Below are 14,818 nucleotides of genomic sequence, written 5' to 3'. Positions count from 1 at the left end.
GCAGGGGGGTGTGCGCCGGGGCAGCCGGGCGGAGCCGGGCGGCTGAGGGCCTCTGCTAGGCAGCCGAGCGAGGCCGCCCAGGCGGGGGGTGTGTGCTGGGGCGGCCGGGCGGAGCCGCGCGGCTGAGGGCCTCTGCTAGACAGCGGAGCGAGGCCGCCCAGGCAGGGGGCCTGTGCTGGGGCAGCCGGGCGGAGCCGCGCGACTGAGGGCCTGAGCTGGGCAGCCGAGCGAGGCCGCCCAGGCAGGGGGCGTGTGCTGGGCAGCCGGGCGAGGTCGCCCAGGTCGGGCCTGCGGACGAGGCCGAAGGCCGACCGGGGCGGACATCCATATCCGACCCCGAAGGACCGACCACGGCGGACATCCACAACGACACCGAAGGACCGACCAGGGCGGACATCTATAGCCGGCGCCGAAGGGCCAGCCGGGGCGGGCGTACGCGGTCGGGCCGGGGGCCCGCCGGGGGCGGACGCGAAGCGGCCCGCTGACGGGTGGCCGCCGACGGCGGGTGGGCCCCACGGGCGACGGTCACCGGTGATCTGGGTGGAAACGGGCGGGCGGGGTGGGAAAATCACTCCGGAAGCGCCGCAGGCTCCCGCTGGGCCCCCCGAGCCCGCAACCACGCCGTCATCTCCTCCGGCGGCATCGCGGCAGCGACCAGCCACCCCTGCACCGCATCACACCCGAGATCCCGCAGCCGCTCCCACGTCTCGTCGTCCTCCACCCCCTCCGCGACGACCAGCAGCCCCAGCGAATGCGCGAGATCGACCGTGCACCGCACGATCTCCGCGTCCTCGGTGTCCACCGCGAGCCGCGCCACGAACGACCGGTCGATCTTCAGCTCGCTCACCGGCAGCCGCCGCAGATGCACCAGCGACGAGTACCCCGTACCGAAGTCGTCCAGCGACATCTTCACCCCGTGCCCGGTCAGCCCGGCGAGGGTGTCCGCGGCCCGCTGCGGGTCCTCCAGGAGCACATGCTCCGTTATCTCCAGCTGGAGCGCCCCCGCGGGCACCCCGTGCCGGGCGAGGCGGGCGGCGACGGACCCGGCGAAGCCCGGCGTGTGCACATCGCGCGGCGAGACATTCACCGCGACCGGCACGAACAGCCCCTGCGCCCGCCACCGCGCGACCTGCGCGAGCGCGGTGTCCAGCACGTACTCCGTCAGATGCGGCATCAGCCCCGAGGACTCCGCGATGGCGATGAACTCGTCCGGCGGCACCTTCCCGCGCTCCGGGTGCACCCACCGCACGAGCGCCTCAAGCCCGGCGACCTCGCCGTCGAAGCGCACCTTGGGCTGGTAGTGGAGCCGCACCTCGTGGGCGTCCAGCGCGCGCCGCAGATCGGCCAGCAGCCCGAGCCGGTCCGGGGTGTTGGAGTCCCGCTTGGACTCGTAGACCTCCACGCCCGTACGGTCCCGCTTCGCCTGGTACATCGCGACATCCGCGCGCCGCAGCAGCCCCTCGGCGTCGAGCGCGTGATCGGGGAAGACGGCGACCCCGGCGCTGGCCTCCAGGACCAGGGTGAGTCCGTCGAGGTCGAGCGGGGAGCTGAGTTCGGCGACGATGGAACGGGCGATCCGGGTCGCGGACGTCGTCGAGTCGGCGACCGGCAGCAGGACGGCGAACTCGTCACCGCCGAGCCGCGCGACCTCCGCCCCGCGCGGCAGCGCCTTGCGCACCCGGTCGGCGGTCTGGAGCAGCAGCCGGTCCCCGGCGAGATGCCCGAGCGTGTCATTGACCGAACGGAACCGGTCGAGGTCGATCAGCATCAGGGCCGCGCGGGCGCCGATGCGTTCGGCGTCGTCCAGCGCGGTCCAGATGCGCTCCAGCAGCCACTGCCGGTTGGGCAGCCCGGTGAGCGGGTCGCGCAGTTGTTCCTCGGCGCGGGCGCGGGCCATCCACAAGGTGGAGTCGAGGGCGATGAGGGGCATCGCGAACAGCGGCAGCAGGATCGGCTTGGCGATGGCGATGACGCAGATCAGCGGCGCGATCCCGAGCAGGGCGAGGGCCACCAGGCCGTGTCTGATCAGGGTGGTCCGGGCGACGGTGGGCAGTTTCCCGGCGCGCGGGGTGTGCAGGTACCACAGCAGGGCGCGGGTGACGGCGAGATAGGCGAGCGCCACGAGGATCACGTCGGTGGCGGTGTAGAGGGTCCAGGTCTCGGGCAGCCAGGGCCGCTCCACCGAGGGCACCGGGCCGAAGAAGGACCGCAGCAGGGCGGCGGCGCCGATGCCGAGGATGTCGACCGCCCCGTTGAGCACGCCCTGCCGCCAGCGGTGGTGCCGGGCTATGCCGACCAGTACGACGACGGTGAGGCTGACCAGGCCGGCGGGCAGCCAGCCGTACAGCAGCAGTACGGCGAGGGTGAGGGCGGCGCCGGAACCGGTGCCGCCGCTCCAGCGGGCGCGGCCGAGCAGCACCAGATGGCCGACGACGATCCCGGTCAGCACCGCCAGCGACCAGCCGACCGCGCCGGACGGGAACAGCGCCTGGTGGGTGGTGAAGGCCCGGTAGAAGCCGGCGCCGAGGGCGAAGGCCGCCGCGGCGACGATCGCGGCGGGCAACGCGGGCCAGGACTGGTGCCGTTCGCCGTCGCCGTGACCGTCGGCCAGGGTGGCGCTGTGCAGGGCGGGCAGCGGCACGGTGACCGGCGCGCCCGCCGGAGTTCGCGCCCCCTCCCGCCCCGGTACGCCGGTGCGGGACAGCGCCGTCAGGCCCCCTCGCCAGACGCCGGCCAGTCGGCGCAGCCATGACTCCCGGGCGGCGCTCTCGGTCGGTTCCATTCCCGTCCCTCTCACGGCCGGCGGTGCCCACGCCACGCGGCCCGATGCCCGACATCCACCCACGGCACCGCGTCGAAAAGCCCTTTCCCCGGCTCCTGAACAGCACGGGGACTGCCCCGACCGCAGCTGGGCACGGCAGGCGCACATCTCAACAGTAGGCCGCGGAAGGCTTCCTCGGGCAGCGGTCGTCGACGGTTGCCCGAATGCGCCCCGGCCACCCTTATGCGTCTGATATGCGCCGAACGGGTGGCCTTCGACCGCTCTTTCGTGGACGCGCCGGGCCCGTCCCTCAGTCGCCGCTCGGCGCCTCCTCGACCGGAAGCGCGGCTTCCGACGCGGCCTCGGGCCCTTGTTCGAGCAGGATGGCGAACCCGTCCTCGTCCAGCACCGGCACCTTCAGCTGCATCGCCTTGTCATACTTCGATCCCGGATTGTCCCCTACGACGACGAATGCCGTCTTCTTCGAAACCGAACCGGTCACCTTTGCTCCACGCCGCTGGAGTTCCTCCTTCGCCCCGTCCCGCGTGTGGTGCTCCAGGGTGCCGGTCACCACCACCGTGAGCCCCTCCAGCGGACGCGGGCCCTCGTCCTCGGCGGAGCGCTCCTCCTCCATCCGGACGCCCGCGGCCTTCCACTTGCGCAGGATCTCGCGGTGCCAGTCCTCGGCGAACCACTCCTTGAGCGAGGCGGCGATGATCTCGCCCACACCATTGGTGTCGGCCAGCTCCTTCTCACTGGCCAGCTCGATTCTCTCGATCGAGCCGAACTCACGTGCGAGAGCCGCGGCGGCCACCGGGCCGACATGACGGATCGACAGCCCGGTCAGGAGCCGGGCCAGCGGGCGCTCCTTGGCGGCGGCGATGTTCTCCAGCATCGCGAGCGCGTTCTTCTTCGCCTCGCCCTGCTGGTTGGCGAAGACCGTGGCGATCTTCTCCTCGCCGGTCTTCGGGTCCCGCTTGGGCAGCCCGCTGTCCTGGTCCAGGACGTACGCCTTGATGGGCAGCAACTGCTCCACGGTCAGGTCGAACAGATCGCCCTCGTCGGCCAGCGGCGGGTCCGCCGGCTCCAGCGGCTTGGTGAGGGCGGCGGCGGCGACATAGCCGAAGTGCTCGATGTCCAGCGCCTTGCGGCCCGCGAGATAGAACAGCCGCTCCCGCAACTGCGCCGGGCACCCCTGCGCGTTCGGACAGCGCAGGTCGATGTCGCCCTCCTTCATCGGCCGCAGCGGCGTACCGCACTCGGGGCACTCGGCGGGCATCACGAACTCGCGCTCGCTGCCGTCGCGCAGATCGGCCACCGGACCGAGGATCTCGGGGATCACGTCACCGGCCTTGCGCAGCACCACCGTGTCCCCGATGAGCACGCCCTTGGCCTTGACCACCTCCTGGTTGTGCAGGGTGGCGAACTCGACCTCGGAACCGGCCACCGTCACCGGCTCCACCTGCGCGTACGGCGTGACCCGGCCGGTGCGGCCGACACCCACCCGGATGTTGAGCAGCTTGGTGTTGACCTCCTCCGGCGCGTACTTGTACGCGATCGCCCAGCGTGGCGCGCGGGCCGTGGAGCCGAGCCGTCCCTGGAGCCGGATCTCGTCCAGCTTGACGACCACACCGTCGATCTCGTGCTCCACCGAGTGGCGGTTCTCGCCGTAGTAGGCGATGAACGCCCGTACGGCGTCGAGGTCGTCGACCGCCCTGTTGTGCGGGGAGGTGGGCAGGCCCCAGGTCTTGAGCAGGGCGTACGCCTCCGAGAGCCGGTTGAGGCCGTCGAAGCCGGTGAGGGCGCCGATGCCGTGCACCACCATGTGCAGCGGGCGGGACGCGGTGACGCGCGGGTCCTTCTGGCGCAGCGAACCGGCCGCCGCGTTGCGCGGGTTGGCGAACGGCTTGTCACCGGCCTCCACCAGACGGGCGTTGAGCGCCGCGAACGCGTCCATCGGGAAGTAGACCTCGCCGCGGATCTCCACCAGGTCGGGGACCCGCTCGCCGTGCAGCCGCTCCGGGATGTCGGCGATCGTACGGACGTTGGGGGTGATGTCCTCGCCCGTGCGGCCGTCGCCGCGGGTCGCCGCGCGGGTGAGCCTGCCGTGCTCGTAGGTGAGATTGACCGCGAGGCCGTCGACCTTCAGCTCGCACAGGAAGTGGTACTCCTGCTCGCCCAGCTCGCGCGCGATGCGGTCCGCCCAGGCGGCCAGCTCCTCGTCGTTGAAGGTGTTGTCGAGCGACAGCATCCGCTCGCGGTGCTCGACGGCCGTGAACTCCGTCTCGTAGGACCCCGCGACCTTCTGGGTCGGGGAGTCGGGCGTACGCAGCTCCGGGTACCGCTCCTCCAGCGCCTCCAGGGTCTTCAGGAGCTGGTCGAACTCCGCGTCGCTGACGACGGGGGCGTCCTTCACGTAGTACCGGAAGCGGTGCTCCTCGACCTGCTCCGAGAGCTGGGCGTGCTGATCGCGTGCCTCGGCGGGCACCGCCGTCGTCTCCGCTTGCTTGTCGCCGGCCACCGTTTGGTCCTCCCGTTACTCTGGGTTGTCCGCGAGGGATCTCGCAGCCTGGACGCAGTGGGCGAGGGCCTTGCGCGCGTACTCGGGGGAAGCGCCCGCGAGGCCGCACGTCGGCGTGACCGTGACGGCATCCGCGAGCAGCCCCGGATGCAGCCCCAGCCTGCGCCACAGCGTCCTGACACCCATGACGCTACCGGCAGGGTCTGACAATGGGCCGTCCGTGCTCGGCACGACACCCGTGAACAGCCGGGTACCGGCCTCCACGGCCTCACCGATCACCTCGTCGTCACGCTCGGTGAGCAGCGAGAAGTCGAAGGAGACGCCCGTCGCCCCGGCCCTGCGCAGCAGCGCGAAGGGGACGTCCGGCGCGCAGGAGTGGACGACGACCGAGCCGGCCGGGCCGTCGGCGCCGTCGGGGTGCGCCCCGATCACCTCGCGCAAGGTGGCCTCCACGACCTGCCGGTCGACCGACCGGTGGGTCCGGTAGCCGCTGGCGGACCGCACGTGCCCGCGCAGCACCGGGGTGAGTGACGGCTCGTCGAGCTGGAGCACCAGCCGGGCGCCGGGGATACGACGCCGGATCTCCGCCAGATGCAGCCGCAGGCCCTCGGTGAGGGAGGCGGCGAGGTCGCGGCAGGCACCGGGGTCGGAGAGGACCGCCTCACCGCTGCGCAGCTCCAGTGCGGCGGCGAGGGTCCAGGGGCCGACCGCCTGGACCTTGAGCGGGCCCCGGTGGTCCTGCGTGCACTCCTCCAGCGCGTCCAGGTCCTCGCCGAGCCAGGAGCGGGCCCGCCTGGTGTCCCGTCCGGGCCGGTCACCGAGGCGCCAGCCGCTGGGCTCCACGCGCGCGTACAGCTCGACCAGGAGTCCTGCGGTGCGGCCGATCATGTCCGCGCCCGGGCCTCGGGCGGGCAGCTCGGGAAGGTACGGGAAGTCCTCGAAGGTACCGGTGACGGTCTTGGCGGCCTCTCGGGCGTCACCGCCGGGCATCGAACCGACGCCGGTTGCTCCGCCGTAGCGGGGAGTGTTGTCGCTCACCCCCGAAGCGTACGTAACCCTCCGGGCAGCGACCGCCACCTCTTCGCACCGGCCCGGACGACGCCCCCGGAACCCCGGTCACCGTCCTGGGGGCTCCGCCCCCAGACCCCCGGGCCTATGCCCACCCAGCGACCCGTCTCGGTCGGGCAAGAGGTGAGCGAGCACCCTCAAAGCGCGCCCCCTACCGCCCCGGCCGGATCGTCACGTCGTTCATCTCCGCGTCCCTCGGCAGGTCCAGTGCCGTCAGGATCGTCGTCGCGACCGACTCCGGGTCGATCCAGGCGGTGGGGTCGTACTCCTTGCCCTCCTGCTGATGGGTGCGGGCCTGCATGGGCGTCGCCGTGCGGCCGGGGTACACCGAGGTGACCCGCACCCCGTTCCCGTGCTCCTCGTGCCGCAGGGAGTCGGCGAGGGCCTTCAGGCCGTGCTTGGAGGCGGCGTACGCGGACCAGTCGGCAGCGGCCCGCAGCCCCGCGCCCGAGTTGACGAAGAGGACATGGCCACGGGCGGCCCGCAGCTGGGGCAGGAAGAGGCGGGTCAGCTCGGCGGGCGCGACGAGGTTGACGTCGAGCTGGTGGCGCCAGGCCTTGGGCGTGAGGTCGCCGACCGCGCCGAGGTCGATCACTCCGGCGATGTGCAGAAGGGAGTCCACCCGGTCGGGCAGCGACTGATGGGAGAACGCCCAGCTGAGCCGGGAGGGCTCGGCGAGGTCACCGACCAGGGTCCGGGCACCCGGGAACGCCGCCGCGAGCTGCTTGGCGCGACCCGCGTCGCGCGCGTGCAGCACGACATCGTCCCCGCGCGCGTGCAGCCGCCGGGCGACGGCCGCGCCGATACCGGAACCGGCCCCGGTGATCACATGTGTAGCCATGCCGTCATGCTCGCATCACCCCGAGGGGGTGTCAGACGACGCCCCGGCTCTCCTCCAGGTACGCCAGCGCCCCCACCGGCTCCTGGGCGAAGAACACCAGGTCCGACAGGGGAACCGGCAGGAATCCGTCGTCCTCCATGCGCCGGAACTGCTCCTTGAGCCCGTCGTAGAAACCGGCGGTGTTGAGCAGGACGACCGGCTTGTCGGTGCGCCGGTGCTTCTTCAGCTCCAGGATCTCGGTGGCCTCGTCGAGCGTGCCGGTGCCGCCGACCATGACCACCACCGCGTCCGCCTTGTCCAGGAGCAGCTTCTTGCGCTCGGCGAGGTCCCGGGCGATCACCATCTCGTCCGCGCCGGCCCGCGCCTTGGCCGCCAGGAACTCCACCGAGACCCCCACCAGGCGCCCGCCCGTCTCCTGGACCCCGTCGGCGACCACCTTCATCAGACCCGTGTCCGAACCGCCCCACACCAGCGTGTGCCCGCCCTTGCCCATCAGTTCCGCGAACTCCCGCGCGGGGCGGGTGTAGCGGTCGGCGAGATCGGCGGCGGAGAGGAAGACACAGATATTCACGGGAACACCGTACGAGGGAAGAAGCGGGGCCCGCCACGCGCTTTCCGTCATATGACCGACGGACACAGGATCACCATCGAGCCCAGCGAGCAGCGGGTACGGGCGGTGCACGGCGACCAGGTGCTCGCCGAGAGCGACCGCGCCCTCGTACTCCACGAAACCGGCTGTCCCCCGCGCTACTACATCCCGGCCGAGGACGTCCGCCTGGACCTCCTCGCCCCCTCCGAGACCCACACCCACTGCCCCTTCAAGGGCACGGCGTCCTACTGGTCGCTGCCGGACGCTCCCGATCTGGTGTGGTCGTATCCCGAGCCCAAGACCGGCGTGGCGCAGATCAAGGACCATCTGTGCTTCTACCGGGTCGAGGTGGATCGGACCCCGTAGATCAGACCGCCGCCGTCGCGCGCGTGGTGGCCGCGATCGTCGCCGAGCCCACCACGCGCGTGCCGTCGTACAGCACGATCGCCTGGCCGGGGGCCACCCCGCGCACGGGCTCGGTGAAGCGGACGCGCAGCTCCTCGCCGTCCACGACCTCCGCGCGGACCTCCGTCTCGCCGCCGTGGGCGCGGAGCTGGGCCGTGTAGGTGCCGGGGCCGGCGGGGGGCGTGCCGCACCAGCGGGGGCGGACGGCGGTGAGGGCGGTGACGTCGAGGGCGGCGGCCGGGCCGACCGTGACGGTGTTGTCGACCGGGGAGATGTCCAGGACGTAGCGCGGCTTGCCGTCGGGGGCCGGGGTGCCCAGGCGCAGGCCCTTGCGCTGGCCGATGGTGAAGCCGTAGGCGCCCTCATGGGTGCCGAGGCGGTTGCCGGACTCGTCCACGATGTCGCCCTCCGCCTTGCCCAGGCGGCCGGCGAGGAAGCCCTGGGTGTCGCCGTCGGCGATGAAGCAGATGTCGTGCGAGTCGGGCTTCTTGGCGACGGCCAGGCCGCGCCGCTCGGCCTCCGCGCGGATCTCGTCCTTGGTGGTGACGGTGTCGCCGAGCGGGAACAGCGCGTGCGCGAGCTGCCGGTCGTCCAGCACCCCGAGGACGTACGACTGGTCCTTGGCCATGTCCGAGGCGCGGTGCAGTTCACGGCTGCCGTCGGCGTTGACGATCACCTGGGCGTAGTGGCCGGTGCACACCGCGTCGAAGCCGAGGGCGAGGGCCTTGTCCAGCAGCGCCGCGAACTTGATCTTCTCGTTGCAGCGCAGGCACGGATTGGGTGTACGGCCCGCCTCGTACTCGGCGATGAAGTCCTCCACCACGTCCTCGCGGAAGCGGTCGGCGAGGTCCCAGACGTAGAACGGGATGCCGATGACGTCCGCCGCGCGGCGGGCGTCCCGGGAGTCCTCGATGGTGCAGCAGCCCCGCGCGCCCGTGCGGAAGGACTGCGGGTTCGCGGAGAGCGCGAGATGGACGCCGGTCACGTCGTGCCCCGCTTCGGCGGCACGGGCAGCGGCGACGGCGGAATCGACACCGCCGGACATGGCGGCGAGGACGCGAAGGGGACGGGAGCGCAGCGAGGTGTCAGTCATAACCCCTCAAGGGTAAGGGGGCGCGGGAACCAGGGCCCGCGAGTATCCGTTCTCGATCACATGAGGGAGCACATGGAGGAGCGCGTGGAGGAGACAAGGCCTCCCGGCTCCGGCGGGGGGATCGGCCGGCGGTCACTGTTCATCGGCGGTGCGGCGGTGGCGGTCGGCGCGGGCGCGTGGGCGGCGCACGACCAGTTGTCGCGCCTGTGGTGGCAGGTGCCCGGGGTGGAGAAGCCGCGGGTGGAGGGGGCGGTGGACTTCCAGGGGGCGCGCTGGGTGGCGGCGTCCTCGGCGAACTGGCGGCGCGCGGACCGCCCCGGCGACTACGCGGTGGACATGGTGATCGTCCATGTCACGCAGGGCAGCTACGCGAGTGCGGTGCGGGTCTTCCAGGACCCGGGGCACGGCGCGGCGGCGCACTACATCGTGAGCCAGGAGGGCGAGGTCACCCAGATGATCCGCGAGCTGGACGTGGCCTACCACGCGGGCAACCGGGACTACAACGAACGCAGTGTCGGCATCGAGCACGAGGGCTTCGTGGACCGCCCGGAGGACCTCACGGACGCGATGTACGAGGCGTCCGCGCTCCTGACCGCCGGAATATGCCGCCGCTACGACATACCCGTCGACCGCGAGCACATCATCGGCCACGTGGAGGTCCCGGGCACGGACCACACGGACCCGGGCCCCCACTGGGACTGGGACCGCTATCTGACCCTGGTGAGAAACGCCGTCACAGCGACACTGACACCGACACCGACACCTTCGGAGACGCCCTGAGCGCCAACCCCCCAGCGGGCCGCCACGGGGAATCGCCCTGTGCCCCACCCCCCTAGGGGCGCGGGGAACTGCGCGACCAGCCACGACGGCGCGGCAGTCCCCCACCACCGGCACCGCCTACCACCCACAACCTCAGCTGAGCCCCGCCGCCCGAGCCCGCTCCACAGCCGGCCCAATGGCCTTCGCCACAGCCTCCACATCCGCCCCCGTGGACGTATGCCCGAGAGAGAACCGCAACGTCCCCCGGGCCAGCTCCGCGTCCACCCCCGTGGCCAGCAGCACATGGCTGGGCTGCGCCACCCCCGCCGTACACGCGGACCCGGTGGAGCACTGGATCCCCTGCGCGTCCAGCAGCAACAGCAGCGAGTCCCCCTCGCACCCCGGAAAGGTGAAATGCGCGTTGGCGGGCAGCCGCCCCCCGGGCGCCGGATCCCCCCCGAGGATCGCGTCGGGCACAGCCGTGCGCACCGCGTCGACCAACTGGTCCCGCAGCGCGCCGATCTCGCGCGCGAACCCCTCCCGGTGCGCGGCGGCCAGCCGCCCGGCGACGGCGAAGGAGGCGACGGCGGGCACATCGAGCGTGCCGGAGCGCACATGCCGCTCCTGGCCACCCCCGTGCAGCACGGGTACGGGGGTGTACTCGCGGCCGAGCAGCAGCGCGCCGATGCCGTACGGCCCGCCGATCTTGTGCCCGGAGACGGTCATCGCGGCGAGTCCGGAGCCGGCGAAGTCGACCGGGACCTGCCCGAACGCCTGCACGGCGTCGGAGTGCAGCGGGATTCCGAACTCGGCGGCCACGTCGGCGAGTTCCCGGACCGGCAGCACGGTGCCGATCTCGTTGTTGGCCCACATGACCGTGGCGAGGGCGACGTCGTCCGGGTTGCGGGCGATGGCCTCACGCAGCGCGCCCGGGTGCACGCGCCCGTAGGCGTCGACCGGGAGGTACTCGACGGTCGCCCCCTCGTGCTCGCCGAGCCAGTGCACGGCGTCGAGGACGGCGTGATGCTCGACGGGGCTGGCGAGGACCCGGGTGCGGGCCGGGTCGGCGTCGCGGCGCGCCCAGTACAGGCCCTTCACGGCGAGATTGTCGGCCTCGGTGCCGCCCGAGGTGAGGACGACCTCGCTGGGGCGGGCGCCGAGCGCCTCCGCGAGGGTCTCCCGGGATTCCTCGACCGTACGCCGGGCCGCGCGGCCGGACGCGTGGAGGGACGAGGCATTGCCCGTGATGCCCAGCTGGGCGGTGAGTGCCTCTGCCGCCTCCGGGAGCATCGGAGTGGTCGCGGCGTGGTCGAGATAAGCCATGGTGTGCCGATTCTACGGCGCGGGGGCGGGCCCACGACGAGGGGGCCGACGGGTCCCGGCCGCCGCGCCCCTGGGTGATTCCGGAGAACAGTGGTCGACCGCACGGCATGGGTCACCCCCTCGGCGTCCGGCAGGCCCGGACGCGGAGGACCCGCCGGGCACTGCTGGACGCGGCCCTGGAGCTGCCGGCGGAACAGCACCTGAGCAGCCTCGGCCTGTGCGAGGTCACCCGTGCCGTGGGCGTCGCCCCGACGGCCTTCCAGGAGAACGCTTCGTCGTGACGGTCGACCTGATCGCCCGTCACGTCGCCGAGCACCCCGCTCACGTCCGTTTCCTCGCGCGCGAGCAGCACGGCGGGGTACGTCCGGTGCGCGAGGCGATCCGCTCCCGGCCGACCCGCCGAGCGCCGCCGCCCCCGTGATTCAGCCCGTCCACACCCGCGCCAGCTGCCGTGACTGCGCCACCAGCCGGTCCGCGCTGTCCCAGACCTCGGCGTCCTCCTCCAGGAAACCGCCGGCCAGATTGCGGGTGGTGATGGACACCCGCAGCGGGCCGGGAGCGGGACGGCAGCGGACGTGCACGGTCAGCTCGACCGTGGGGACCCAGCCCTTGATGCCCAGTTCGAAGGCGGTCGGCGGGAGGGCGTCCACCGCCAGCAGCAGGGACAGCGGGTCGGCGTCACGGCCGTCGGCCAGCCCGAACCAGGCGCGCATCTCCCCCTTGCCGGACGGCTGCCCCAGCACCCAGCCCAGCGTCGACGGGTCCAGCTTGATCATCAGACGGTCGGTGATCGCCGAGTTGCCCGGCAGGGGCGAGGGCGCGTCCTGGGGGCCGAGGCACTGCTCGACCGGCGGGATCGCGGGCGGCTTCGCCGACGTACGGACGTCGTCCGGGAGTCCGTCGAGGTCACCGTAAGAGGCCAGGACCCGGATCCGTTCGATCTCGCGGCCCTGGTCGTCGTACTGGAAGAGGGACGCCTGGCCGGTGGAGAGGGTGCGGCCGGAGCGGATCAGCTCCGTGCGGATCACGGCGGGGCCCGGCTGCGAGGCCGTCAGATAGTGCGCGGAGACGGTGAACGGATCGGGGTGCGGCAGGGCGTCCGCGAGGGCACGGCCCAGGGCGGCCAGCAGATAGCCGCCGTTGACGGCGTTGATGATCGTCCAGCCGGCGGCGAGGTCGAGGTCGTAGACGCCCTCGGAACGCCTGGTCACCGCCGTGTCGCGGTCGAACTCGCTGTCACCGATGGTCGCCTGGGATGCCTGTGCCATGCAGGCACCGTACATCAGTTCCATACTAAGCGGTAGCTTTGACTGGCGTCCCGAGTCGCCCGGCCCTCACGCCCCCTCCTCCTCCCGCACGGTCGACCGCCGGTTCCACGCCCGTGGCGCCCGCCAGTGGTAGCGCATCGCCAGCAGCCGCAGCACGAACGCCGTCAGTACCGCGAGTCCGCTGGTCAGCGGGGTCAGGGCGTCATAGTGGATGCAGGCCACCACCAGCAGGGCGCCGACGATCGCGGGGACGGCGTACAGATCGCGGTCCCAGCGCAGCAGCGAGGGGACCTCGTTCGCCAGGACGTCCCGCAGGACACCGCCGCCCACGGCGGTCGCGAGGCCGAGGGCAGCCGCCGCATGCAGGCCGAGTCCGTACTCGTACGCCTTGATCGTGCCCGTCACGCAGAACAGGCCGAGGCCCGCCGCGTCGAACACGTTCACGCCGGTCTGGATGCGCTCCACCTGGGGGTGGAGGAAGATCACCAGCAGGGCGGCGAACATCGGGGTGACGAAGTAGCCCACGTCCGTGAAGGCGGTCGGCGGCACCGCGCCGATCACCAGGTCCCGGAAGAGGCCGCCGCCGAGCGCGGTGACCTCGGCGAGGACGACGATGCCGAAGATGTCGAAGTTCTTGCGGACCGCCAGCAGGGCGCCGGAGATCGCGAAGACGAAGATGCCGATCAGGTCGAGCGTGTGCTGGACGGAAGGGCTGTAGAACGGTTCGAGCACCCTTCCATTCTTACCCAACCACAGGCCCCCACCTTACGAAAGAAGGCAGGGGCCTGGTGTGGCCTACTTCTCGTCGGGCGCCGGGGATGCGGGGGACTTCGGGGTGGCCGTCACCGAATCCTCGGAACCCGCCGCGTCCGCCGTACTCGCCCCCGCCGACTCCGCCGTACTCACCCCCGCCACGTCCGCCGTACTCGCCCCCGCCGACTCCGCCGGCACCTCGTCCGGTACCAGCTCCGCCGCCTTCTTCGCCGCGGTCAGCAGGACCGTGTCCTGCGGGGCCTGGTCCGCGAAGTTCTCCGGGTGGTGGCAGGCCACCTGCTGACCGGGGCGCAGCTCGATCAGCGGCGGCTCCTCGACCGTGCAGATCTCCGTCGCCTTCCAGCACCGGGTGTGGAAACGGCAGCCGCTCGGCGGCGAGATCGGCGAGGGGACGTCGCCGCGCAGCAGGATGCGCTCGCTCCTGGCGCCGCGGCGGGACGGGTCCGGGACCGGCACCGCCGACATCAGGGCCTTGGTGTACGGGTGCATCGGCGCCTGGTAGAGCGAGACCCGGTCGGCCAGCTCGACGATCTTGCCGAGGTACATCACCGCGATCCGGTCCGAGACATGCCGGACGACCGAGAGATCGTGCGCGATGATCACATAGGTCAGGCCGAGTTCCGCCTGGAGGTCGGCCATCAGATTCACGACCTGCGCCTGGATGGACACGTCCAGCGCGGAGACCGGCTCGTCCGCGACGACCAGCTTCGGCTTGAGGGCGAGCGCGCGGGCGATGCCGATGCGCTGGCGCTGGCCGCCGGAGAATTCGTGCGGGTAGCGGTTGTAGTGCTCGGGGCTCAGGCCGACCAGTTCCAGCAGCCGCTGGACCTCCTTCTTGACCCCGCCCTCGGGCTCCACGCCCTGGAGCCGGAACGGCGCCGAGACGATCCCGCCGATGGTGTGCCGCGGGTTGAGGGAGCCGTACGGGTCCTGGAAGATCATCTGGATGTCGCGGCGCAGCGGGCGCATCCCGGCCGGGTTCAGCGAGGTGATGTCCGTGCCCTCGAACTCGATCCGGCCGCCGGTCGGGTCCTGGAGCCGGGTGATGACCCGGCCCATGGTCGACTTGCCGCAGCCGGACTCGCCGACCACGCCGAGGGTCTCGCCCCGGCGCACCTCGAAGTCGAGGCCGTCGACCGCCTTGACGGCGCCGACCTGCCGCCGGAGCAGCCCCTTGCGGATCGGGAAGTGCTTCTGGAGGCCCTCGACCCTGAGGATCACCTCGCGCCCGCCGGACGGCTCCGCCTGACGCGGAATCCTGGACCCCACGCCCGGCCCGGCCGTGGCACCCTCGGTGGCAGTTCCCCCGGAGGCCTCCGTGACGGCTTCCCCAGGAGCCTCCGTGACGCCCCCGGTGACCTCCGCCGCGTCCACGACGGAGTTCGCATCCGTGACGCCCGTCGGTTCGTTCGTCGT

The 14,818-nt window shown here is 72.2% G+C and carries 12 protein-coding genes and 1 pseudogene; 3 read left to right on the top strand and 10 right to left on the bottom strand.

Annotation, left to right across the window (positions count from 1 at the left end; translation table 11 throughout):
- Positions 1 to 568: 568 nt before the first annotated feature.
- The 5 genes from ACFXAZ_RS25875 to ACFXAZ_RS25855 all read right to left on the bottom strand — a co-directional run bounded on the left by ACFXAZ_RS25875 (position 569) and on the right by ACFXAZ_RS25855 (position 7,762).
- Positions 569 to 2,782: a putative bifunctional diguanylate cyclase/phosphodiesterase gene (locus ACFXAZ_RS25875; RefSeq protein ID WP_384595820.1), complete on the bottom strand. Its 2,214-nt coding sequence runs from the start codon at positions 2,780 to 2,782 to the stop codon at positions 569 to 571.
- A 289-nt stretch (positions 2,783 to 3,071) separates the two neighbouring features.
- Positions 3,072 to 5,282, bottom strand: coding sequence for an NAD-dependent DNA ligase LigA (gene ligA / locus ACFXAZ_RS25870; RefSeq protein WP_384595817.1), 2,211 nt, complete (start codon positions 5,280 to 5,282; stop codon positions 3,072 to 3,074).
- A gap of 15 nt (positions 5,283 to 5,297) precedes the next feature.
- On the bottom strand, positions 5,298 to 6,320 hold the full coding sequence (locus tag ACFXAZ_RS25865) for a methionine synthase (RefSeq protein WP_384595814.1): 1,023 nt from the start codon (positions 6,318 to 6,320) through the stop codon (positions 5,298 to 5,300).
- Positions 6,321 to 6,501: 181 nt separating this feature from the next.
- Positions 6,502 to 7,191 carry an SDR family oxidoreductase gene (locus ACFXAZ_RS25860; protein WP_384595811.1) on the bottom strand — a complete coding sequence of 230 codons (690 nt, stop codon included), beginning with the start codon at positions 7,189 to 7,191 and terminating at the stop codon, positions 6,502 to 6,504.
- Between the two features lie 31 nt (positions 7,192 to 7,222).
- Positions 7,223 to 7,762 (bottom strand): TIGR00730 family Rossman fold protein, encoded by a 540-nt coding sequence (locus tag ACFXAZ_RS25855; RefSeq protein ID WP_384595809.1) that lies wholly within the window; start codon positions 7,760 to 7,762, stop codon positions 7,223 to 7,225.
- 51 nt (positions 7,763 to 7,813) lie between these two features.
- Between ACFXAZ_RS25855 and ACFXAZ_RS25850 the strand changes: the two genes are divergently transcribed.
- Positions 7,814 to 8,146 carry a DUF427 domain-containing protein gene (locus ACFXAZ_RS25850; RefSeq protein WP_384595806.1) on the top strand — a complete coding sequence of 111 codons (333 nt, stop codon included), beginning with the start codon at positions 7,814 to 7,816 and terminating at the stop codon, positions 8,144 to 8,146.
- A gap of 1 nt (position 8,147) precedes the next feature.
- Here ACFXAZ_RS25850 and mnmA read toward each other — a convergent pair whose 3' ends face one another.
- The gene (mnmA, locus tag ACFXAZ_RS25845) at positions 8,148 to 9,278 is read right to left on the bottom strand and encodes a tRNA 2-thiouridine(34) synthase MnmA (RefSeq protein ID WP_384595803.1); all 1,131 of its coding nucleotides are present in this window, start codon (positions 9,276 to 9,278) and stop codon (positions 8,148 to 8,150) included.
- Between the two features lie 72 nt (positions 9,279 to 9,350).
- Between mnmA and ACFXAZ_RS25840 the strand changes: the two genes are divergently transcribed.
- The gene (locus ACFXAZ_RS25840; protein WP_384595800.1) at positions 9,351 to 10,058 is read left to right on the top strand and encodes an N-acetylmuramoyl-L-alanine amidase; all 708 of its coding nucleotides are present in this window, start codon (positions 9,351 to 9,353) and stop codon (positions 10,056 to 10,058) included.
- Between the two features lie 132 nt (positions 10,059 to 10,190).
- Here ACFXAZ_RS25840 and ACFXAZ_RS25835 read toward each other — a convergent pair whose 3' ends face one another.
- Positions 10,191 to 11,360 carry a cysteine desulfurase family protein gene (locus tag ACFXAZ_RS25835; protein WP_384595798.1) on the bottom strand — a complete coding sequence of 390 codons (1,170 nt, stop codon included), beginning with the start codon at positions 11,358 to 11,360 and terminating at the stop codon, positions 10,191 to 10,193.
- Between the two features lie 107 nt (positions 11,361 to 11,467).
- On the opposite strand from ACFXAZ_RS25835, the pseudogene ACFXAZ_RS25830 reads away from it, so the two are divergent.
- Positions 11,468 to 11,742, top strand: a pseudogene (locus ACFXAZ_RS25830) (TetR family transcriptional regulator); the annotation flags it as partial.
- A 40-nt stretch (positions 11,743 to 11,782) separates the two neighbouring features.
- On the opposite strand, the gene ACFXAZ_RS25825 reads toward ACFXAZ_RS25830, so the two are convergent.
- The 3 genes from ACFXAZ_RS25825 to ACFXAZ_RS25815 form a co-directional block, all read right to left on the bottom strand.
- Positions 11,783 to 12,628: a thioesterase family protein gene (locus tag ACFXAZ_RS25825; RefSeq protein ID WP_384595795.1), complete on the bottom strand. Its 846-nt coding sequence runs from the start codon at positions 12,626 to 12,628 to the stop codon at positions 11,783 to 11,785.
- 66 nt (positions 12,629 to 12,694) lie between these two features.
- Positions 12,695 to 13,360 (bottom strand): trimeric intracellular cation channel family protein, encoded by a 666-nt coding sequence (locus ACFXAZ_RS25820; RefSeq protein WP_384595792.1) that lies wholly within the window; start codon positions 13,358 to 13,360, stop codon positions 12,695 to 12,697.
- 63 nt (positions 13,361 to 13,423) lie between these two features.
- On the bottom strand, positions 13,424 to 14,671 hold the full coding sequence (locus ACFXAZ_RS25815; protein WP_384595826.1) for an ABC transporter ATP-binding protein: 1,248 nt from the start codon (positions 14,669 to 14,671) through the stop codon (positions 13,424 to 13,426).
- Positions 14,672 to 14,818: the final 147 nt, after the last annotated feature.

The sequence above is a fragment of the Streptomyces sp. NPDC059477 genome (assembly GCF_042749375.1).
In the GTDB taxonomy this organism is placed as follows: Bacteria; Actinomycetota; Actinomycetes; order Streptomycetales; family Streptomycetaceae; genus Streptomyces.
This window is presented reverse-complemented; position numbering and strand designations above follow the sequence as displayed.